The organism is Acinetobacter sp. Res13-Abat-PEC15-P4-01 (assembly GCF_015676285.1).
Taxonomy (GTDB): Bacteria; Pseudomonadota; Gammaproteobacteria; order Pseudomonadales; family Moraxellaceae; genus Acinetobacter; species Acinetobacter nematophilus.
In genome coordinates this window covers 1-23,205 of sequence record NZ_JADAIN010000024.1, presented here as the reverse complement: position 1 = coordinate 23,205, position 23,205 = coordinate 1, and the positions used below count along the sequence as shown (strand labels likewise).

At 39.3% G+C, this 23,205-nt stretch carries 20 protein-coding genes; 9 read left to right on the top strand and 11 right to left on the bottom strand.

What is annotated here, in order from left to right:
- Position 1: 1 nt before the first annotated feature.
- The gene (gene recD, locus IMO47_RS10250; protein ID WP_196075517.1) at positions 2-1,747 is read left to right on the top strand and encodes an exodeoxyribonuclease V subunit alpha; all 1,746 of its coding nucleotides are present in this window, start codon (positions 2-4) and stop codon (positions 1,745-1,747) included.
- A 667-nt stretch (positions 1,748-2,414) separates the two neighbouring features.
- Here recD and IMO47_RS10245 read toward each other — a convergent pair.
- The gene (locus IMO47_RS10245) at positions 2,415-3,713 is read right to left on the bottom strand and encodes a serine hydrolase domain-containing protein (RefSeq protein WP_196075516.1); all 1,299 of its coding nucleotides are present in this window, start codon (positions 3,711-3,713) and stop codon (positions 2,415-2,417) included.
- A 377-nt stretch (positions 3,714-4,090) separates the two neighbouring features.
- Here IMO47_RS10245 and rpsO point away from each other — a divergent pair, with 377 nt between their 5' ends.
- The 3 genes from rpsO to IMO47_RS10230 all read left to right on the top strand — a co-directional run bounded on the left by rpsO (position 4,091) and on the right by IMO47_RS10230 (position 8,047).
- Entirely contained in the window at positions 4,091-4,360 is a 270-nt protein-coding gene (gene rpsO, locus IMO47_RS10240; protein ID WP_004725514.1) for a 30S ribosomal protein S15, read from the top strand.
- A gap of 255 nt (positions 4,361-4,615) precedes the next feature.
- Entirely contained in the window at positions 4,616-6,703 is a 2,088-nt protein-coding gene (pnp, locus tag IMO47_RS10235; RefSeq protein ID WP_196075610.1) for a polyribonucleotide nucleotidyltransferase, read from the top strand.
- Between the two features lie 120 nt (positions 6,704-6,823).
- A complete protein-coding gene (locus IMO47_RS10230) occupies positions 6,824-8,047 on the top strand; it encodes a magnesium transporter CorA family protein (RefSeq protein ID WP_196075515.1) in 1,224 nt (407 codons plus the stop codon).
- A gap of 7 nt (positions 8,048-8,054) precedes the next feature.
- On the opposite strand, the gene IMO47_RS10225 is transcribed toward IMO47_RS10230, so the two are convergent.
- From IMO47_RS10225 to IMO47_RS10195, 7 genes are all read right to left on the bottom strand, one after another.
- A complete protein-coding gene (locus IMO47_RS10225; protein ID WP_196075514.1) occupies positions 8,055-8,324 on the bottom strand; it encodes a YdcH family protein in 270 nt (89 codons plus the stop codon).
- A 119-nt stretch (positions 8,325-8,443) separates the two neighbouring features.
- Positions 8,444-8,782: a chaperone modulator CbpM gene (locus IMO47_RS10220; protein ID WP_009587211.1), complete on the bottom strand. Its 339-nt coding sequence runs from the start codon at positions 8,780-8,782 to the stop codon at positions 8,444-8,446.
- Between the two features lie 40 nt (positions 8,783-8,822).
- Positions 8,823-9,791: a DnaJ C-terminal domain-containing protein gene (locus IMO47_RS10215; RefSeq protein ID WP_196075513.1), complete on the bottom strand. Its 969-nt coding sequence runs from the start codon at positions 9,789-9,791 to the stop codon at positions 8,823-8,825.
- Positions 9,792-10,077: 286 nt separating this feature from the next.
- Complete coding sequence (locus IMO47_RS10210) at positions 10,078-10,527, bottom strand: DUF2147 domain-containing protein (RefSeq protein WP_196075512.1); 450 nt, start codon at positions 10,525-10,527, stop codon at positions 10,078-10,080.
- A gap of 124 nt (positions 10,528-10,651) precedes the next feature.
- Complete coding sequence (locus IMO47_RS10205) at positions 10,652-11,527, bottom strand: Hsp33 family molecular chaperone HslO (protein WP_196075511.1); 876 nt, start codon at positions 11,525-11,527, stop codon at positions 10,652-10,654.
- 83 nt (positions 11,528-11,610) lie between these two features.
- Positions 11,611-13,506 (bottom strand): monovalent cation:proton antiporter-2 (CPA2) family protein, encoded by a 1,896-nt coding sequence (locus IMO47_RS10200; RefSeq protein ID WP_196075510.1) that lies wholly within the window; start codon positions 13,504-13,506, stop codon positions 11,611-11,613.
- Between the two features lie 624 nt (positions 13,507-14,130).
- A complete protein-coding gene (locus tag IMO47_RS10195; RefSeq protein WP_196075509.1) occupies positions 14,131-16,356 on the bottom strand; it encodes a primosomal protein N' in 2,226 nt (741 codons plus the stop codon).
- Positions 16,357-16,524: 168 nt separating this feature from the next.
- Between IMO47_RS10195 and gspF the strand changes: the two genes are divergently transcribed.
- From gspF to IMO47_RS10180, 3 genes are all read left to right on the top strand, one after another.
- Positions 16,525-17,730, top strand: coding sequence for a type II secretion system inner membrane protein GspF (gene gspF / locus IMO47_RS10190; protein WP_196075508.1), 1,206 nt, complete (start codon positions 16,525-16,527; stop codon positions 17,728-17,730).
- A gap of 35 nt (positions 17,731-17,765) precedes the next feature.
- Positions 17,766-18,203: a type II secretion system major pseudopilin GspG gene (gene gspG, locus IMO47_RS10185; RefSeq protein WP_227552167.1), complete on the top strand. Its 438-nt coding sequence runs from the start codon at positions 17,766-17,768 to the stop codon at positions 18,201-18,203.
- 286 nt (positions 18,204-18,489) lie between these two features.
- A complete protein-coding gene (locus tag IMO47_RS10180) occupies positions 18,490-18,825 on the top strand; it encodes a hypothetical protein (RefSeq protein ID WP_196076993.1) in 336 nt (111 codons plus the stop codon).
- Positions 18,826-18,911: 86 nt separating this feature from the next.
- Here the strand turns inward: IMO47_RS10180 and IMO47_RS10175 are convergent, their stop codons facing one another.
- Entirely contained in the window at positions 18,912-19,175 is a 264-nt protein-coding gene (locus IMO47_RS10175; protein WP_196076992.1) for a DUF2798 domain-containing protein, read from the bottom strand.
- A 358-nt stretch (positions 19,176-19,533) separates the two neighbouring features.
- Here IMO47_RS10175 and IMO47_RS10170 point away from each other — a divergent pair, with 358 nt between their 5' ends.
- Entirely contained in the window at positions 19,534-19,872 is a 339-nt protein-coding gene (locus tag IMO47_RS10170; protein ID WP_196076991.1) for a tRNA-binding protein, read from the top strand.
- Positions 19,873-19,951: 79 nt separating this feature from the next.
- On the opposite strand, the gene lnt is transcribed toward IMO47_RS10170, so the two are convergent.
- A complete protein-coding gene (gene lnt, locus IMO47_RS10165; RefSeq protein ID WP_196076990.1) occupies positions 19,952-21,511 on the bottom strand; it encodes an apolipoprotein N-acyltransferase in 1,560 nt (519 codons plus the stop codon).
- On the bottom strand, positions 21,508-22,347 hold the full coding sequence (locus IMO47_RS10160; RefSeq protein WP_198426922.1) for a CBS domain-containing protein: 840 nt from the start codon (positions 22,345-22,347) through the stop codon (positions 21,508-21,510). The genes lnt and IMO47_RS10160 overlap by 4 nt, the downstream gene beginning before the upstream one ends.
- 191 nt (positions 22,348-22,538) lie before the next feature.
- On the opposite strand from IMO47_RS10160, the gene tusA reads away from it, so the two are divergent.
- Positions 22,539-22,796, top strand: a complete 258-nt coding sequence (gene tusA, locus IMO47_RS10155) for a sulfurtransferase TusA (protein WP_196076989.1) — start codon at positions 22,539-22,541, stop codon at positions 22,794-22,796.
- Positions 22,797-23,205 lie beyond the last annotated feature (409 nt).

The following is a 23,205-nucleotide window of genomic DNA, read 5'->3' as shown; positions in this document are numbered from 1 at the left end:
TGTGGAAAATCAACAGGATTTAGAAAGCCAAGTCCCACAATGGATCGAGACATGGAGTAAATATGTTTTAGCACAGTATTCCACAGGCTCTAAATTAGATGAATATGCACTTGAACTGGCACAGGAAATACTTTTGGCGGGCATTCAGGGGGATAGCTGTATTTCCGCAAAAGATAAAAATACAACAGGCTTAAAGCCCCTGATGATCGAGGTAGGGAATACAGAAGGAGGCGTTGCGCCGTTTGTGCTAGATCATGAATACCTGTATCTCTATCGTTATTGGCAACTCGAGAGCCGTCTAGCGCAGCAAATTAAACGTTTGAGTATGCAATCTATTGCTCAGGTGGATGTTTCAGCATTTAATGAATTATTGACTGATGCTCATCAAAAAGCCGCTTTGGCTATGGTGGCGAAATCAGCCTTGAGTATGATTACAGGTGGTCCTGGCACGGGTAAAACCTATACCTTGGCAAGAATCATTGCGGTATTACATCAAGCAACTCCTGATATTCGGATCGCGATGGCAGCGCCTACAGGAAAAGCTGCACAACGTATGGGAGAAGCTTTACAGAAGTCCCTGTCTGATCCCAAATTACAAAACTTTGGTTTAAGTCAAAATCTATTTAACCCGATGACCTTGCATCGCCTGCTGGGATTAGGTCATCAACAGACACCGCGCTTCAATCAACGGCAACCGCTGCCTTATGATGTTGTGGTGGTCGATGAAGCTTCAATGCTGGATTTAAATTTGGCAACCATGCTTTTTGAGGCGATTCCTGAACATGGACGTCTGATCCTGCTAGGTGATGCAAATCAATTGGCTTCAGTCGATGTTGGTGCAGTCCTTGCTGACTTGCAGCAGATGGAAGTTTTATCTGACCATCGGGTCAATTTGATGACCAGCCAACGTTTTAAAGAAGGTGCATTGATCGGGAAAATGGCAAAGTTTATTCAAGTGCAAAGCCGTCGGCATATTGCCCCATCGCAGCTTTTAGCAGACTTTGAACAAGAGATTGTAGCTGCCGGCGTACTTAAACAAGTTGCTTTAGTGCCAGAGATGCAAGATGTTGTCCAACTTGAGTATCTACCTGAAAAAATTGCACAGTCAGATTTAGCGGGTTACTACAATAAATTAAGTTTAGGTTTCCATATTTATTTTGAAAGCCTTCAGGTTTATTTGAATGCCGACACAACCCATGATCAAGTTGCGACGATCATACACGCTTTTGACAGTTACCGGATTCTCACCGCCATACGTCATGGGGTAATGGGGTTAAACAGTTTGAATACTGAAATGGAGAAAGCTTTATTTGAATATATTCCGACCCTATCCAAACGAGGAGATTGGTATGTGGGGCGTCCTGTGATGATGACCTACAATGATTATCAATTGGGGCTCTCTAATGGGGATATTGGGATCTGTCTGAAACACCGTCAACAGCAGGGACAGTTTGAAGTTTATTTCCCTAGCTTGGATAAATGGTTTCCTGCAACGCGTTTGCCCAAAGCAATGCAGACTGCTTTTGCATTGACGATTCATAAATCGCAAGGCTCGGAATTTACCCATACTGCGGTGGTTTTAGATTCAGCAGCAACTCGGATGTTAAGTCAAGAGTTGATTTATACTGCAATTACACGAGCCAAATCTGTGGTCAGTCTATTGGTGGAACAAAGCGCATTTGTACAATCTTTGAATATAAGCACAACACGTAGCAGTGGATTGGTTAGGATGGTTAATGCGCTATAATTATTTTGTAGTTTAAGTTGATAATTTAACTATTGTACGAAATTGCTTACATGAATTCGAGAGATTTGCGCATAGAGCTTCATGTCAGTTTTTGAGATGATGAAGCCATAAAGAGCTCAGCAAGGATCGTTGAGTAAAATCGCAAAATAAGAACAACTTGAAGTCGTGAGACTGCGAACTTACAAGAAAGTAAGTAATAAAAGAGGAAACTTACAGCCGCTAAGCCTTGTAGTTTTGGGAGAGACTACAGGGCTTTTTTATTGCCAAAGAATGACTGCAGTGGTTCTTAAATCAGGCTGGGTTCATCTTCTATTTTTGTTAGTTTAGATTAAAAATTATACTTAAAATCCATATTTACTTTGTCATCTATCACATTTTAAAAGGCTTTTTATGAAACTCACCACGGTCATTTTTCTGTACGCAATTTCTCACATAAAGATCAGTCAAATACGACTTTTGTCTAGCAGGTTTGACATGCATAATAAGTCATATAAGGACATAATTGGTCACATGGTTGTGAAAATGAATGTCAGTGATAAAACAATAAGTGTCGAGAGCACAATAAAGATAATAAATAAGATACCGACAATAACTAAACAAGAAACTACAGCGCAACGGAAAAGCCCTAAGAGTGATCTTAGGGCTTTTTCATATTCTGCTTTCTGATTTAAACCAATTCTGTTTCAGTACGATCTGTACCAAATAAAGCACGACGTTGTGCTTTCGGGATTTTGGGACAGTTATTGGAAATTTGATAAAGTGTTTGCGCCAATGCAGGAATATGGGTACCCATGACAGCTTTTCCTGTATTTAAAATGCTGACACTAATATCACGTTGAGGATCCGCCCAACATAAGATATTGGAAAATCCAAGATGACCGAATGCTTGTCCTGTCATTGGACCAAAAATACCCAAAGGATTACTGCCAAGCATCGGACCTAAGGCATAGCGCATAGGTGCCAGTAGTGTTCGGTCAATATTGGTGGTGGATGTCGGTAGGGTTGCTCGGAAAACGGTTTCAGGGCTCATGATTTGTTTGCCTTGATATTCGCCTCCATTTAACAGCATTTCAAAAAATCGATTGGCTTGTTCTGCACTGGTATAAATGTTGCCAGCGGGGCAGACCGTATCCATAAAGCGTGGATCATTGGTCACATCCACAGCAAGTTGTAATCCGCCACCTAAAACATGGTTTAAATATAAATCGGTTCCAAGTTTAGGGTGTACCCCTGTCGGATAATTCAGCGCAACTTGATCACGATATTCAGGTCTTAAACCATAATTGAAAAACTGCATATCCATCGGTTTTTCAATGTGTTCGTGTAAGAATTGACGGATATCCTGTCCGGTCACACGCTCAATCAACTCGCCTAGGATATAACCTGCTGTGACTGCATGATAAGCTAAATGTGAGCCTGCCGGCGAAATCGGCTGCGCAGCATAGAGATATTGTAAAATTTGATCTTTATCAAATAACAATTCTGGTGTGACTTCCATTTCTATGCGTGGAATGCCACCACGATGCGACAGTAAATGAAAGATTGTGGCACGACGTTTGCCATTTTGTGCATATTCAGGAATGTAATAACTGATCGGGTCCAATAAGTTGATTTCACCTGTTTCATCCAACATGTGAATCAATATTGCAGTAATCATTTTAGAGGCCGAAAATAGGCAGATCGGTGTATCCGGATTGGCAACGACCGCATTTTTTGCCAGACCGTCTGCCGAGTTTCCTGAAGCGTGCCCCAAACTGCGGTTCAGCATGATTTGCCCTTTGCGTCTTAAACACATGCTGATCAGGGGGTGATTACCTGTTTGATAAAGATGTTCAATACTCTGCCAGATTTTATCGACTTGTTTTGCTGTCATTCCCCCCAGTTCAGGATGAACTTCATTTTTACTGCGGGTGATACTGCCCAAATCCTTGGGAACAAAACAGGTATTGGTCGAAAATAACTTCACAATCGTTTTCCATGCTTATTTTTATTCAGAACAAGTGTGAACTGAGTCGAGATAAATGTCTGTGTCCGAATTGCCATGTGCTGTGTAAAAAAAGTGCAATATATTTTTAAGCAAGTCGGGATCAAGTGATAAGGCAGGCAAAGCTCAGTCATGATCATCGTTTTGTAATATGTTAAAGAGATGATTGCATGGAATCTCAGCTGATTGATATTCAGTGAATAAGATTGCTTGGTATGAAATGCACGATATTTTTGCAATCTCAACATACTTCCTTTAAAATAAGCGACTGCTGTAGTGATGCACGGCAGTTGAATTGATTTTGAAGAATCAATTTGATTTGTATCAAATATTTAAATTAAGCATCTCGGAGAAATCGAATGGCTTTAACAAACGCAGATCGCGCAGAGATCGTTGCAAAATTCGCTCGTGCTGAAAATGACACTGGTTCACCAGAAGTACAAGTTGCTTTATTGACTGCTCAAATCAATGATTTGCAAGGTCACTTTAAAGAACACAAACACGACCATCACAGCCGTCGTGGTTTGATTCGTATGGTTAACCAACGTCGTAAGCTTCTTGACTACCTTAAAGGTAAAGATGCTACTCGTTATAGCGATTTGATTGCTGCTTTAGGTTTACGTCGTTAATTCGATTTAAACTTTTATTTTCGGATTATTGCATGCTGAATGCTGTATTGATGAAAACTAAAGTCTATCCAGTATTTACTGGATAAAAGGGAAGGGGCGAATATTCGCTCCTTCTTCGTGTTTAAAATTAGTCTAAATAAAGATTTATTGTCTAGTGAGGTCGGCTTCTAAGCTTTGTCATTTATGTAATTGATATGAATGCCAAACCTTAGGGGTCTCCACTAGAATAAAATTAGGAAACAAAAATACATGTCAATGTTTAATGTTATTCGTAAAGAATTTCAATATGGTCAACATCAAGTTGTATTAGAAACAGGTCGTGTTGCTCGTCAAGCAAACACTGTGCTGATCACAATGGGTGGCGTAACAGTACTGGTTGCTGTTGTTGCACAACCTACTGCTAAAGCGGGACAGGACTTCTTCCCGCTAACAGTAAACTATCAAGAAAAACAATATGCTGCAGGTCGTATTCCAGGTGGTTATGGTAAGCGTGAAGGCCGTGCTTCAGAGTCAGAAACTTTAATTTCTCGTCTTATTGACCGTCCGATTCGTCCATTGTTCCCTGAAGGTTACTATAACGAAATCCAAGTCACTGCTACGGTTGTTTCTTCTGATAAAACAATGGAAGCGGATATCGCTGCCATGTTGGGTACTTCAGCAGCTTTAGCCATTGCAGGTACACCATTCCGTGGTCCAATCGGTGGTGCACGCGTGGGTTTAATCAACGGTGAATACGTACTTAACCCGAACTTGGAACAACTTGCTCAATCTGATCTTGATCTTGTTGTGGCGGGTACTGAATCTGCGGTATTGATGGTTGAATCTGAAGCGAAAGAGCTTTCAGAAGACCAAATGTTGGGTGCTGTGCTTTTCGGTCATGACGAAATGCAGATTGCAATCCAAGCAATCAAAGAGTTTGCAGCAGCAGCGGGTGCAACGGAGTCTACATGGGTAGCACCAGTTAAAAATGAAGATCTTCGTGCAAAATTAAAAGATGCATTTGAAGCAAAAATCTCTGAAGCTTATACGATTGCGGTTAAGCATGACCGTTATGCTGCATTAGATGCTTTACAGGCTGAAGCAGTTGCGCAGTTTGTTCCAGAGGAAGATGTGGATGGTATCGCCGACGATTTAAATGAGCTTTTTGAAGATCTAAAATACCGTACAGTGCGTGACAACATCCTTTCAGGTAAACCACGTATTGACGGTCGTGATACCAAAACTGTCCGTGCATTGGATGTACAGGTAGGTGTGCTGGATCGTGCTCATGGTTCAGCATTGTTTACACGTGGTGAAACTCAGGCGTTGGTAACAACAACTTTGGGTAATACACGTGATGCGTTGATGGTTGATACTTTAGCGGGTACAAAAACTGACAACTTCATGTTGCACTATAACTTCCCTGCATACTCTGTAGGTGAGACAGGTCGTGAATCCGGTCCTAAACGTCGTGAAATTGGTCATGGTCGTTTAGCACGCCGTGGTGTTCAAGCTGTACTTCCGCCAGTAGATCGTTTCCCATATGTCATTCGTATTGTATCTGACATTACAGAGTCAAACGGTTCATCTTCAATGGCTTCTGTTTGTGGTGCTTCTTTATCACTTATGGATGCAGGTGTTCCACTTAAGGCGCCGGTTGCAGGTATTGCAATGGGGCTTGTAAAAGAAGGTGAGCGTTTTGCTGTACTTTCTGACATCTTGGGTGATGAAGACCATTTAGGTGATATGGACTTTAAAGTCGCAGGTTCTGCGAACGGTATTACTGCACTTCAAATGGACATTAAAATTGAAGGCATCACTGAAGAAATCATGGAAGTTGCATTGAATCAGGCATATGCAGGTCGTATGCACATTTTGAATGCAATGAACCAAGTGATTTCACGTGCTCGTCCTGAAATTTCAATGCACGCACCAACATTCCAGGTAATCAACATCAATCCTGACAAGATTCGTGATGTTATTGGTAAAGGTGGTGCGACAATTCGTCAAATTACTGAAGAAACCAAAGCTGCAATTGATATTGAAGACAACGGTACAGTACGTGTATTTGGTGAAACTAAAGCAGCTGCTCAAGCCGCGATTGCTAAAATCCAAGCACTTACAGCTGAAGTTGAACCAGGTAAAATCTACCCAGGTAAAGTCATTCGTATCGTTGAATTCGGTGCATTTGTCAACATTATGCCAGGTACCGATGGTTTGCTTCACATTTCACAAATTTCAAATGAACGTGTTGCCAATGTGACCGACATTTTGAGTGAAGGTCAAGATGTAAAAGTTCAGGTTGCTGATGTAGACAATCGTGGTCGTATTAAATTGACCATGAAAGATGTAGACCAAGCATAATCTGGCTAAAATTTAATAAAAAAGTCCGCCTTGCGCTTTGCCAAAGTAACAACTTTGGCTTGCTCAGGGCTTTTTTTATGGCATGATGCATAACAATAAAGATCAATAATCACTGTAAATATGCAAAGCTTTTATTTTTTCCAACATGCTGATGAACCTTATACCTGTATACAGAAAGAGCCTGTTTTCAATGCAGAACAGCAGTTTGTTTGGGTAGACTGTACACGCGAAGATGTGGTTAATCGTGCTGATCAGTGGCAAAAAGAAATTTATAGTGATACAGAAATCCACCTCAATGAATATCATATTCGAGATATTTTAAACATTGAACATCCATGTGCTTTTGATGCGATGGAGGATTATGATTTATTGATTTTTCGTAAACTGATTACACCTGACGATCAGATCAACAGTGGAGACACTGCATTAGAACAACATGATCGTGTTTTTGGTCTGGCGACATCTCCTGTCAGTTTTATCATTACTCCACAAGCTTTAATCACAGTGCATGAACAGGGTAATCATGCTTTTGAAAGCTATTTGGCGCGTATTCTGAATATCATGAATAAGGACTTAGATGAGCAAAATAAGCCACGTAAGCTTCCAACAACACCTCTTGATCTAGCCCTGCGTTTACTTAATAGCATGATTGACGGTTATTTGGATCTGCGTAACCCGCTTTCCCGTCGTGTAGAGTTTTGGCAACAAGAACTTTTACAGGGTAATCGACGCTTTACCAAGTGGCACCAGCTCTTTCAAGAGAATATGGTATTTCAGCAAATTGAAAACCTATGTGAAGAGCAAATAGATTCTTTACAGGAACTTCGAGATGAGATCGTTGAAAATTATGCACATTTAAAAGGAAAAAAACGTACCGAAAAGCAGGATATTATGCTGGTTCGGGTCGATGATTTGGTGAGCCATGTTGAACGTATTCAAAAGTATACTGTACGATTGAGTACTGCGATTCAAACTGCAATCGATCTGCATTTTTCAGCCATTGCCAATCAAACCAATGAGAATATGCGAATCCTCGCCATTATTACTGCAGTATTTGCACCACTCACCTTATTAACTGGTGTTTATGGGATGAATTTTGAATTCATCCCGGGTTTACGAAGTCCGATGGGATTCTGGATCATGCTCGGGGTTATGTTGGCGTGTACGATTGGTCTATTGGTCTACTTTTACCGCCGTCATCTGGTGGGACGTGGTGAAAGAAGTGTAATTGATATGTTGGCACAGCAGCATAAAAATCAACATGTGAATTTATTGTGGTTTCTGGATTATGAACCCATCAAGCAAACCATGAAAGAAGTTGAAAAAATCACAAAACTGAAATAATCCCGCATTATTCTGGTTGAGGATTGACCTGTGATGTTTTTTGTAAAATCAAATAGAGCTGATCTTTTAATCTTAGTTTTTTGCGTTTAAGTTGTTCAATGTTTTCATGAATATGATTGAGGGGATCAAGCTCAAGATGACTGATTTCTCGATCCAGTTCATCATGATCCAATAACAGTTTGGCAAAATGTGGATCTTCTTGTTTTAGTGTACACATGAGATCACGATATTCTGGGAACATGTGTTTCAACTTTTTATTCATTACTTTCGAATTCATTAGCGCCTGTAACCTCTTGCAAAAAAATTCTAACAATTAAACAAAAACGGAAAGACAAGTTATGCATCATGACAGGTTAAATATTAACCTGTCACTAGGTATTAACAAATTGAAATGAATTAGTGAGCATGCAGGTGAAGGTGTTTGACTTGTTTGCGTAATTGTTGAACCTCGTCAAGTAAATCCATCATCATCGCGACTGCAGATAGGCTGGCTTCAAAATCGCGTTGTAAACGATACGCCCGACGTGCACGTGAAATATCTTCTCCAAAAAATTGATGAATACGATTTTCCGGACGTGCAGGTAAAATCTCATATTCCAATAATTGCAAAATCCATTCAGGGCTTTGACCACAGGCTTCGGCAAAATGTTTGAGATCCAGATTTATATTTTCATCTACGATTTCCGCATCATGGAAACCGTCATAGACAATTTCACGATATTGAATGGTTGTCATGATTGCTCTCCTTTAGCATCGTTATATATGCAGTGATAAACTATGAACGTGGGTGAAAGTCATTAAAAGCGTCTGCAAAATCTTGATATGCTTTTTGCTGTTGGTCTGTCGTGACTTTGGGGTAAACAATATTGATCACCAAATAAAGATGCCCTGGTGTCTTATTGGGTATTCCTTTGTCTTTTAGACGTAACTGTTGATCATTTTTGGCATTTTTAGGCACCGTCACTTTGACTTTACCTGCAGGGGTGTCAATTTCAATACTTTGACCAAGCGCTGCTTCCCAAGGTGTGATATCAACCGTGTAGTAAACATCTGCCCCTTCAACGCGAATGCGGTCTGTGTCTTGATATTGAATTTCAATATACAGATCACCATTTTCACCACCATTGATACCCGCTTGACCTTGTTTGGAGAGACGAATTTGCTGTCCTTCTTTCATACCTTTCGGGATTTTAACCTGTAATGTTTTACGCTGTACTTCAGGCTCACCATAAGCATTGTAAGTGGGAATCTGCAGGGTAATGCTTTGGGTTGCACCTTCATAACCAATATTTACAGGAATTTGAATGCTGGCATGTTGATCTTCGCCACGATAACTGCGTTGCTGTTGAGCGCCTCTTTGACCAAAATCCTGTGAGCGACCACCACCGAAGCCATTGCCAAATCGACCAAACAGGTCCTCAAATCCACTGAAATCCTGTCCACCACTTTGACTATAACTGCGATGGAACTGGCTGCCATCAAAACCACCCTGTCCTGAGGATTGTCCACCAAAGCCACCGGCATTTGCATAGGGATTGTCTAGCTCAAAATCATACTGTTTTTTCTTTTCTTCATTGCTTAAAGTGTCGTAAGCCACATTGATGGCTTGCATTTTTGCTTCAGCATCCGCTTCTTTGCTCACATCAGGATGATATTTGCGAGCCAACTTTCGATATGCCTTTTTTATTTCATCTGGTGTTGCAGTTCGAGAAACACCTAAATCTTCGTAATAGTTTTTTGCCATAGTTCAGGTCATTATTTTGTTTAACTTTATTCTATTTTTATGCCTTTTTTTAGACAGATGGAAGAGCAACTTAGTGTGGTTATTGTTTCAAAACTTATTTTTGAGTCATCTAGGCATCATAGTGAGTAAAAATGTTTTAGGATAAAAAGGGCATAAGACGGGATAAGGCTATATGTCAATCTAATATTCATCGAAAAATAAATACCTTTAAAAAATATTGAACATGTAGGTTTTATTGGGGGAGATTGTAAAAAGCACCGAAGTGCTTTTTACAAATTCAAAGCAATTATTCAATTCTGACCCAAGTTTGAGATCGACCCAATAATGAAATTCCAATATATCCACGCAGCGTTAATCGGTTGCCCTTAGGATTAATTTTAATTTTGCCTGAATAGACATTGCCTGATAGTGGATCGAGAACATGCCCTGCAACGTATTCACTTGGATTATCTGGGCTTTGTTTAAAGTCATCAATAATTTTCAAGCCAACGATGGGTGCATCTTTAAGATTGCCCTTGCATTTATGACAATAACCCACTAAAGGGCTGTTGGGTAAAGGGCGGGTATTATAAATTTTACCGCTATAAGTACCATTTGGATTTTTACTGATTTCAACGTCTGCTCGAGAGTAGCCAGTTTTATCATCAATCGCTTTCCATTTACCAGTAAGATCTGCTGCTTGGGTTAAACCTGTAAAGAGTAGGCAACTGAGCATGACGTGTGCTTTTATTTTCATTGGACATCCTTGTGATGAATTGAGATAGAATAAAAAAAGAGCAAAATATTTTGCTCTTTTTTAAATTAAAATCAATAGGTTAAAGGATTAAAAAACAAATATAAATCCATGGAATGTCGATTAATTAACTTAAATGCTCACCAAAGAGATTCAATGCTTCTTTTGCCGTGAACTGATATTTTTTATTGCAGAATTGGCAATCCATTTCGATTGGATTTTGGATTTCCAAAGTTTCCTTCACTGCATCCAAACCAATTTGAATCAATGCATTTTTACATTTATCACGTGAACAAGTGCAGTTAAATTGAAGCTGTTCAACATCAGGTAGACGCACTTCTTCTTCATTATATAAACGATAAAGGATTTCTTGTGCCGTTAAGTCGGTTAACTCTTCAGGTTTAAGGGTTTGGGTCAACATAATCAAACGTGGCCACAAATCTTCATCTACACGTTGTTGTTCTTCTTCATTATTACGTGGTAATAACTGAATCAGTAATCCCCCCGCATTGTGATGCGTACTTGCCAATACAATACGTGTTGGAATTTGTGCAGAAAGGTCATAGTACTGCATCAAGCAACCGGCAAGGGTAGGTTGATCCAGAGGAACAATCCCCTGATAGCGTTCACCGAATTCAGGTTCAATGTTGATAAATAAAACAGGCTGTTGCAGTGTGCTCAACACTGTACTGCTGTCTTCACTCAACATAAAGTGTGGATCTTCTTCATAATCTGCAAGTGCACGTACATCACCTAAATGATTACACTCCGCCATTGCCCATTTAAATGTACCTTGGGCTTGGATTTGTAAGCTAATACGTCCTTTTATTTTTAATGTGCTTGCCAACAATGCAGTAGCACTCAACATTTCACCGAGTAAGATACGCACAGCAGGCGCATAATTACGTTGTGACAAAATGGTTTGTAGAGCAGTATCCAAATGCACAATCTCACCACGCACAGGGCTATCTTCAATATAAAAACGTTGACGTAAATCAGACATAAAATTCTCCAAATCCCTGTTTAGATGGTGACGATATTATAAATCACAAGTTCATTTCACCCTAAAAACGCTGCTTCTTAAAGTTAATTTTCGTCATCACGTGCAATATTGATACGATCATACTGAGGAGATGCTTTTTCAGCTTGAGTTGCAGGTCGTTCTAGACCTGATTCATCCAGATCCGGCATATCTTTATATTTTTCTAAATTTTGATGTTCTACTTGAGCATCACTTTCAAATAGGTGTTCAAGTTCGGAAATGAAATCACGGTAACTTTCAAAAACTTTTTGCTCATCAGTATAAATGCGCTGTTGGCGTGCCAAAAGTTCTTCATCATAGTTTCTAAACAATTCTACACTTTTATAGGCTTCTTCTTTACTCATGCCTAATTCACAGAGTGTTCGATAGCCCATACCCAAAGAGGTTAAATACGTTTCGCGCCATATATGTTTTACACCCACATCTCGAAGCAAGTGCATATGATAACGGTCACGAGCACGCACCAATAATGTCAGATGAGGATAGTTCAATAGAATATGGCGAGAAACATTCATTGAGTCCTCAACATCGTCAATCGCCAAAACAAAAACTTTGGCCTGTTCTATCCCGGCTGAACGTAATAGATCAGGTTGTGTCACATCACCATAATATAAGGTACCGCCATAACGTCGAACAAAGTCAATTTGCTGTAGATTGTTGTCAATTGCGGTAAACGTAAAATGACGAATACGTGCTAAACGTGCGACGATTTGTCCAACCCGACCAAATCCCGCAATAATTAAGGCAGGATGCTCATTGGGAATATCATCATATTTAGGTGCAGTATTCTTATTGATCAAAGGCAATAGCCAACTGCTTACCAGCCAAAATACAATGGGTGTGAAAATCATAGACAACGTTACAATCAAGGTGATCGGTTCCAAGATTGCTTCAGTAAGTACTTTTTCACTCTTGGCGACATTCAAAACCACAAATGCAAATTCACCACCTTGAGCCAAACAGGTTGCAACCATCAAGCTGTTGGTCCAAGTCATTTTTTTATAGCGTGCAATGGCAAGCATGGTCAGCAATTTAATCAGGATTAAACCAATTGCCCCGCCAACGATCAACAGTGGCATGTCTAGAATTAATGAGATCTGTGTAGTCATGCCCACCGTCATAAAGAAAAGACCGAGCAATAAGCCTTTAAATGGCGCAATACTGGCTTCAAGTTCGTGACGGAATTCTGAGTCTGCCAGCAATACCCCTGTTAAAAATGCACCTAATGTTGTGCTGATCCCCAAAGTATCCATTAATAAAACTACACCCAGAACGATAAACAATCCTACTGCGGTGATGAGTTCTGTAGCCCCACTTTTTGCCACAAAACGGAAAAATGGACGCATGACATAACGGCTAAATAGAAATAAACCTGTGAATGTTGCCACTATCGCAGCAAAGTAAGCTACGCCATGATGACTGGATTCACTGCCTGCCAAAAGCGGAATGATCGCAAGCAGGGGAATAGCAGCTATGTCCTGAAAAAGCAAAATAGAGAAAGACTGTTGACCGTGAGTGGTGTTCAGCTGTTGTTTTTCTTCCAAAAGCTGTAAAACAAAAGCAGTTGATGACAATGCTAGAGCAAAGCCGATAACAAAACTGGCTGGAAGTGATTGTTGAAAGAGCAAAAAGAGAGTGCCCATCAGCACCACACCTGTCAAAATGACCTGTAAACTCCCCATCACAAAAATCGACTGACGCATTTCCCATAAGCGCTGCGGACGAAGTTCCAAACCAATCAGAAACATCAGCAGAATCACGCCAAACTCAGCGAGATGCATGATTTCTTCCGGGTCATTGGCAATATTCAGTGCGCTTGGACCGAGCAATATTCCTGTAAATAAATAACCCAGCACAGTTGCAATGCCGAATTTTTTCCCGAGAGGAACAAGGATTAGAGCTGCACCAAGAAAAATGGTGATTTGGAGTAACAATGACATTCACGTGCCTTACATTATTTTCTTTCTCAGGAAATTGTAGCTTGATTTTGTGACTGACTTGGAGATATTTATTGAGAAAATGCTTTTTATATTAACCAAAAATAAAAGATCTGAAATCTCAGGAATAAATATAAAGTTTTGAACTGAATGTTCAAACAGCGCAAATCAGTCATTTTCTAAAATAATTCAAGCCATATGAACAAATTAAAGATTTCATGATATTTCTTATTGAGATTAAAGTACTTGATCGGCTTTCAATGGAGCAACTTTCTCAATATGAATGCAAATTGTTGAAGAACATCATCAGTAAACATCTTTGGCAAGCATATCGATACTGGATATTTTAGATGACTTTACTGATTTTTATACTCCGTTGAATCAAGAGCATTCTGCTTACAAATACGAGCAACAGTCAGATTATCTTCAGTCATCAAAAGTTAATTCATTGCATCTTATAGAGATATAAATGAATTTTCATAAAAATTTCAAATGGCTTTATTTAAGTACGATTTGAAAAACAAAAGTATAAGTTGGACAATTCTTCATATTTGATTGAAGAATCAGATTGACATAAGTTTAAGTCTGTTATGCCTATCATTATACAAAACTTTCTTCTTCAATCATTTAACTCAATTCCTGCGGATCAACATCAATCGTTACTTTCATTGTAGATGGTTTTTGCTGCAACAATACTGGCCACCATTGATGGATATAAAAATGCATCTTTGCCCGATCTTGGGAAAGCAAAACCACATGTGCCTGATAACGACCTGCTTTACGCTCCATCGGAGCGGGAATCGGTCCCCAAATATCAATTAAACGATCTTCTGACATTTGACGAAGCAATTGCGTCATTTCAGTCAAAAACTTTAAATTTTCTTCCTGATGCTTGGATTCACACCGAATCAAGCTGGCATAGCGAAAAGGAGGAAGCAAAGCCGCTTGACGATCTTTTAAAGTTTGCTTGGCAAAGGTTCGATAGTCGTTGTGAATCAAGGTATTTAATAAAGGATGATCAGGTCGAAGTGTCTGTAAATAGACCTCACCTTTGTTTTCTCCACGACCTGCCCGACCTGCAACTTGAATAATCAATTGAGCTGTACGTTCTGTTGCTCGAAAGTCGACACTGAGTAAACCTGCATCAATGTCCAATATCGCAACCAAGGTGACATAAGGGAAATGATGTCCTTTGGCGAGCATCTGAGTGCCAAGTAAAATCGTAGGTTCGCTTTTTTGAATCTGATCATAGATTTTCTGCCAACTGCCGACACGGCTGGTTGAATCCCGATCAACCCGAAGTACGGGAAAATGAGGGAATAATTCAGTTAAGGTTTCTTCAACCTTTGCTGTTCCCATACCGATGGGTTTTAATTGTTGTTGGTTGCATTGTGGGCAGGCATCGGGCAGACGATTAATCGTCCCACAGTGATGGCAGTGTAAATGCTGATAAGGTTTCACATGTAAGGTAAAGTGTGCATCACAATTTGGGCAGTTGGCTTGCCATCCACAACTTTCACAGATCAATACAGGTGCGTAACCCCGACGATTCAAAAAGATTAAGACCTGTTCTTTTTTCTCTAAACGCTTTTTAATCTCGCTGATGAGAACATCGCTTAAGCCATGCTGCTTCTTTGCAACTTTTAAATCAATCAAGTGCATTTTCGGCATAATCGCGGCGCCTGCACGCTGATTTAATTCAATACGCGTCAGCTTTTCTTGACGAGCCAGATAATAACTTTCAATACTGGGTGTGGCAGATCCTAAAACGATCGGACAATTTTCTAGATGAGCACGATATAACGCAACATCACGGGCATGGTAGCGGAAGCCTTCTTGTTGCTTAAATGAAAGATCGTGCTCCTCGTCCAGAATGATTAAACCGAGGTTCGGCAAAGGCGTATAAATCGCAGAACGCGTACCCAAAATAATGGAGGCTTTACCTGTTTGAGCATGTTGCCACGCTTGTAAACGTTTGCTGTCATTTAAACCGGAGTGAAGTAATGCAATATTACAATGAAAGCGTGACTGAAAACGGCTGATGGTTTGCGGGGTTAAGCCAATTTCAGGAACCAAAACAAGCACTTGTTTGCCTTGTTTTAAAATTTCATGCATTACTTGTAAATAAACTTCGGTTTTACCACTTCCCGTTAAACCATCCAACAAAAACGCCTGATATTTCTTTTGGGCTTTTAGAATAGTTTGAATGGCTTTCTTTTGGTCTTCATTGGGGGTAAGTGGCATCTGTGCCAATTGAACTGGCTCAGGCTCAATATTTTGTGGTTCAAGAGCAAATTGAATAATTGCTTTTTTCTCAAGCACTTTTAATGTTGCTGTTTCAATACCACTCAGATTTAGGATATTTTCCTGTGTCCCTTTCGGATGCAGTTTAAGAATTTTATAGGCATCTTGCTGTTTTTCGGAACGCTTTACTTTGTCTTCAGCATTTAAATCAATCACTTTCCAAATACGTGCCAGTAAATCATAAGGTTTACCTTGGCGTAATAGTGTGGGGAGGGCAGTTTGAATCACTTCACCAATTGGAAATTGGTAATATTGTGATGACCATGTCAATAAATTTAAAACTTTACTGTCTAGAATGGCGTGATCATCTAATAGTTCAGTAATTGTTTTGAGTTTAAAATGCGAATCCACAGGTTCATCAACAGATATTTTTTTTACAATCACGCCAACAAGGTTTTGTCGTCCGAAAGACACTGCTACCCGTGCACCGACTTCCGCTTGTGCATACTGTTCAGCACTCACTTGATAGTCAAAACAGTCATTCAAATATACTGGAACAGCAACTTGAACTCGATAAATAATTTGTGGTGTGGCAATGGTATTCGGCATTTTAAATTCAGTGGCTCATTAATTTAGTGAGGCTGTGATGAAATTGTTTCATGTCCATATTCGGCTTGTGTTAGAGTGTAACCGTCATTGATAGACATGAATATGAATGATTTATAGGGTATGACGCAACAGCGTAATCAAAAAATTTGGGAAAATTAGAGCATAACAATGCCAGCATATCAATTTACTGCGCTTGATGCTTCAGGAAAGCAGCACAAAGGCGTGTTAGAAGGCGATTCAGCACGTCAAATCCGTCAACAATTACGGGATAAAGAATGGATTCCCGTAAGCGTAGATGCTGTGGAACAAAAAGACAAAAATAAAAGTTCGGGTTTGTTTCAACGTAAATTTTCAGCCTATGATTTGGCACTCATGACACGTCAGCTTTCCGTTTTGGTTGCTGCTGCAATTCCACTTGAGGAAGCTTTACGTGCCGTTGCCAAGCAAAGTGAAAAAGTGTACGTGCAAAATCTTTTACTTTCTGTACGTTCCAAAGTTCTAGAAGGGCATTCCTTGGCACAAGCGATGCAACAAATAGGGCGTTTCCCTGATTTATATATTGCGACAATTGCTGCGGGTGAACGTTCGGGGCATTTAGACTTAATTTTAGACCAACTTGCAGACTACACTGAAAACCGCTTTGCGATGCAAAAGAAAATTCAAGGTGCAATGATCTATCCGATTATTCTGATGTTTATGTCTTTTGCAATCGTTATGGGCTTGATGACCTATGTCGTTCCAGACATCGTCAAAACCTTTGATCAAAGCAAACAGGCTTTACCCTGGATTACGGTGGCTTTGATGAAAGCCAGTGAAATTATCCGACAGGCTTGGCCATTTATGTTGGTGACCAGTGTGGTGGGGATATTCTTATTGATTCGTTTCTTGCGAACATCTGCAGGGCATTATGCTTTTGATCGTTTAACACTCAAACTGCCATTAATTGGTAAATTATCCCGTGGTATAAATGCCGCACGTTTTGCCAGTACCTTATCCATTCTCACTCAATCAGGCGTGCCGTTGGTCGATGCTTTAAAAATTGGTGCAGCCGTGAGTAGTAATTGGTTCATTCGTGATGCAGTCAATGTTGCTGCTGAAAAAGTGACAGAAGGTGGGAATTTGGCAACGCAATTGGAGCGCTGTGGTTATTTCCCACCAATGATGGTACAAATGATTAAAAGCGGTGAGGCTTCTGGTGAGTTGGATCGAATGTTAAGTCGTGCATCGGATATGCAGGATCGAGAAGTATCTTCATTTATTTCAACTTTATTGGCCTTATTGGAACCGTTAATGTTGGTATTTATGGCGGGTATTGTTTTAGTGATTGTAATTGCGGTCATGTTGCCAATCGTCAATATGAACAATATGATTTAAGCCAATTATTTTTATAAAGAATAGAGAGTAAGTAGATGCTACGTAAGATGAATGGGACTCGTCAGTCTGGTTTTACCTTAATTGAAGTGATGGTTGTGATTGTGATTTTAGGTGTGCTTGCTGCTTTGATCGTGCCGAATGTGATGGGACGCGGAGAAAAAGCCAAAGTTGATACCACAAAGATTACTTTAAAAGGTGTGGCTGGTGCGCTTGATCAATATAAACTGGACAATGGTCATTATCCGAACAGCCAAGAAGGTGGTTTAGATGCCTTGGTCAACCAACCTGCAACAGCGAAGAACTGGTTGCCAGGTGGTTATGTTAAAGGTGGTTATCCGAAAGACAGCTGGGACAATGATATTCAATATGTCATTCCTGGTTCAGAAGGTCGTAAGTTTGATTTATATTCTTTTGGTGCCGATGGTAAACAGGGCGGTGAAGGCAACGATGCCGATATTTATTACCAGCCATAATTAAAATTAAAAGTATTTTCACAGTACTTTATGGAATTAATCACTTCACTTTATCGAGTTAATAAATGTGGAGTGAAGTGATAATATTTCTTATTTGATATAAAGGTTTTAAGTTATTGAAATTTAATAATTACATAAAATAATTGATATTTGAGATTTATAGTAAGAATTATTCCCATATTTGATAGTTACAAGAATGTTAAATTGTGAATAAAAATAGACTTTTTATTTAGTTAAAAGCTTGCATAATAGTTCTCAAGGCAATTTAAATTGCTTGGAGGATGAGATGAAAGCATTATTATTATCAGATGAAATTAGCCAATTTCATTGGACGATGCTCAAATCTGTTCTTTTAATTTTGAGCTTATTACCCATTAGCCAGTTTTTTTTAAACCTTTGGCAAAATGCCGATGCCAGCAGTCAAATCATGATTGGGTTTATGGCGATTAGCGTATTTAGTGCATTATCTATTATCAGTTTTTATAATGCTTTAAATCTAACGGTGATTCAGTTAAAAACTGAATTCTCATCATTATTAGAACAATATTTAGTACGTTCATACCGCTATGTTCCAATGCTGTTTCTAGCAGCTATGCTGTCATATTTAGTGGCTCAAATTTAATGAATACGTTAAAACCGAGGAAATATCCTCGGTTTTTTTGTTTCTGTGTTTTAACGATTTTGATTAAAAACTAAAATTTTATTCAATCAAGATGGTTGAACAATAAGCGTGGTAATTTTACGCACAATCGATAAAACCAGAAGCAATACTGGAAAGGCAATCAGCCAAGAGATTCCCCACGCTGAAATCCAAGTATGTGCGGAAAAATTGTTGAAGCCCATGCTTCTCAACGTACTAATACATGACACGATAAAGGTCATAATAATAGACAGAAAAAAAGGCAGAACAATTGAGGCGTAACGATTTGGAATTTTTCTTAAATGAAAAGAAGAAGACTGAGGTTTTTGCATTTTTTACTCCGTAAACCAACAAACGCCAGTGCCGTCTCAAAATATTCAAATTTTGATAAAAATAGCTCCAAGCATTGTTGGAGGTATGTTGGCACGTTGATTGACGTAAACGTTTACGGCTTTATGATCAGCACAGTGAATGTAGCACATAACGAGAAACTGTAGAAAGAAAAATCAGTGAATGGCTGATCAGATATAGAGACATATAATTGAATCAGATTCGCCTTTTAAACATTTTATGAATTGAATAATTGTCCCTTTTAAATGATTGATTGTCTGTTTTATATAAGATTGTTGGATTTGAATCTATTTAAGATAGGGGGTATTTACAGCAAAGAATAGAAAGAGGGAAAAACGAATGCAACAAATTGAATGGAATGACTTTGTAAAAGTGGAATTACGTGTAGGAAAAATTATTCAAGCAGAGGTGTTTGAGAAAGCGCGCAATCCTGCCTATATTTTACATGTCGATTTTGGAGTAGAGATCGGTGTTAAAAAATCCAGTGCGCAGATTACCCAACTCTATCAGCCTGAAAACTTAATTGGGAAGCTCGTGGTTGCTGTGATAAATTTTCCTAAAAAACAAATTGGTCCTATTCAATCAGAGTGTTTGGTCACTGGTTTTCATAATCAAGATGGGCATGTTGCCTTGTGTGTCCCAGATTTAGATGTGCCTTTGGGGACCAAGTTACTTTAATACATTATGATATATCCGTACCAAAAACACCTCCTTTATGATGCATAGAGAAGGTGTTTTGATGCGATTGGGGACTGTTTTAGCGTCGTGATTTAAAACTGATATCAACTGCTTTAGGACGATAAAACCAACCTAAAATTAACAATAAAATTGATAAAATCAGAATCGGGTAATCACTAAAACGGGTATACCAAGTTTCACCTTGCATTGCGGGTAAATCCCCACGTAGAACGGCTTTTTGATCTACAGGTGCTTGTTTAACAATATGTCCATTGTGGTCAATAAACGCGGTTACGCCTGTGTTGGTGGCACGAATAAACCAGCGCCCATTCTCTTTGGCACGCATTTGCACCATTTGCAAATGTTGTAATGGTCCTGCTGTTCCTGTAAACCACGCATCATTCGAAACCGTCACTAAAAAGTCACTGTTGATCGCATTGCGACGGGTGAGGTTCGGGTAGGCAACTTCATAGCAAATTGCAGCGGCTAAATCATGTCCTTTGATATTAAAAGGTTTTTGATTCGATGCGCCTTGAGAAAAGCCACTCATTGATGGATCGTTCTGCAAAGCAGGCAAGACCCAAGAGAGTAGTCCAGAAAGTGGAATGTACTCACCAAAAGGCACTAAACGCTGTTTTTTGTATAACCCTGAAGAATCTGCACCAGAAGCCATCATACTGTTGTAGTACATTGGATAACCATTCTTTTTTGATTCTTTCAAATCCCAATAAGGAATCCCTGTTACCCATGCTGTACCCGAGCTTTTGGCTTGCTGATCCATCAAATCCAAAAATTGTTCAATATCTGTTTGAAACAAGGGAATGGATGATTCAGGCCAAACAATAAGATCTCTACCCCATTCAGTACGACTTAAGTTGACATAGATTTCTAGAGTTTTGACTTGGTACTCGGTTAACCATTTTAAATCTTGAGGAATATTACCCTGAATGAGCGATACAGAGAGTGGTTTTTCAGCTTTCGGTTGTACAAAAGTGATAAAAGAAGCTCCCCAAGCGCCAAGTAAAACAACAAGCGCAGGAACAACCCAAAACACTTTCCTATTCAGGATTTCGACCACGGCACAGGCAAGAAGAATAACGGCAAAAGACACCGCAAATACACCAAATAAAGGCGCATAACTATCTAAGAATCGTTCAGTGAATGCATATCCGGCAAATAACCATGGAAAACCGGTGAACACCCATGTTTTAGACCATTCAAAGATGATCCAAAGCGGTGTAAATGTTAATGGAGTTTCAGGGAAAAATCTGCGATAAACCCATGTCTGCACCGCTGTAAACAGCCCCATCACGAAAGCCATCACAGCAATCATCAGTACACTCAGTACAGCGTTGGTATCGCCATAAACGTGGATGGAGGTATAAAGCCAAAATGCACCGACAAACCAGAGCCCAAAGCCGTAACTCAATCCAATCGCAAAGGCCTGCCGAGGAGAGCGACCTTTTAAGCAGGCATACAGCAAAGCAGGTGATAAAATCGCCAGCCACCACCAATAATAAGGTGCAAGAGCTAAGCTAAACACTGCACCTGAGATTAATGAGATGGCTAAGGGGAAAATAAGAGGCAATTGTTTTTGTTGTTGTGATGAATTTAACAGTTTGTCAAAATATGCTCTCATTTACGTACAGCTCGAATCAGATGAATAGTGCGGGCATCTGCTTCAACAATGGTAAATTGCCAATCTTCAAGTTCGACCACTTGACCTTGAAGATCACTCACTAATCCAATTTCCTGAAGCAGCAATCCGCCCATAGTTTCTACTTCATCATCAGAAAATTCAGCATCTAAAACATTGTTAAAGTGTTCAATTGGTGTAAGTGCTTGCACAATCCATGCATTGGCGATGCTATGGGTGGTATCAGGAATGATAAATTGTGCTTCTTCATCGGCATTGTCATGCTCATCTTCAATTTCGCCAACAATTTCTTCAAGAATATCTTCTAAAGTCACCAAGCCAGCAGTTGAACCATATTCATCAATGACAATGGCAATATGGGTCTGAGTATTTTTTAACATTCGCAAAACTTGATCTGATCGCGCACTTTCAGGGACAAATAAAGGCTGGCGCATCAATGCATGGACATCTACACCAGAAGTGCGATTGGTTAAAAATGGCAGCAAGTCCTTGGCCAATAAAATCCCGACCACATTTTCAGGTTGATCCGATGAGAAAACTGGAAAACGTGAATGTGCAGACTCAATCAGCACATCTAAAATATCAAGAAGTTGGTCATCTTCTTGCAAGCTCACCATCGCTGTGCGAGGCGTCATCACTTCACGAATTTTTGTAGCAGGAAGGTCTAACACGCCCTCTAACATTGCCACAGTATCGGGTTCTAAAAAACGACGTGAATCTTGTACTAATTTTAGCAGTTCATCGCGGGTTTCTGGTGCTGTACCTAACCATTTGCGTAAGCCACGCATTCCCCACGATGGGCCTGATTCCTCGTGCATGATCTTTCCTAAAGACTCTTAATATCTAGTAAATGTTTTTTTATCATACCGAAGAAAATACAGATGTCTATCTATTAAATAAGGTAAATAGATGAATGCATGCGTCATTTTTACAGAGATATAACAAGCCTTATTGATTATTTGAGTTTGTGTTAAAATCTTGGGCTGATTTAGCTTTTTTGAGATGAGATATGTCTGAGCCATTGCCTACTGCAAACATTCAATTAAATACACGTGGCTTGCGTTGTCCTGAGCCTGTAATGATGTTGCATCAGGCAATTCGAAAATCTAAATCTGGCGATGTCGTAGAAGTTTTTGCGACAGATAATTCAACCTCTTGGGATATTCCTAAGTTTTGTATGCATTTAGGACATGAGTTGATACTACAAGAAGAAGTATTGGATGATGCGGGCAATAAAGAATTTCATTATCTCGTCAAAAAAGGTTAATTCTTCAATAAAGATGAAATCATAGAACATTGGTTGAGGCAGATGCATAAACATAAGATTATTGTTCTTATCGAGTGCATCCGACTATCGCTATTCACCAGCTAATCAATGTTTAAAAGCCAATCAGCAAATAAAGCTTTATGTAATCTTGAATACAAAAATGAGAGATAAAGCTTTTAAAAATAATTGATAATTGTGATACAGATTTTGAATAAATTCTTTCTAAAATCAATTACAAATGAGATTGTCTAGAAAGTTGGATAATCTTTGTACTTGGCTTTAGTTATTTTATATTTTTGATAAATATAAGAAAATATTAAATTTTACAAAATTTCAATGACAGTTTTTTGACTTTTGAGTATAATCTAAACACATTTGTTAATAATAATTAAATCATTCTAATGAATAG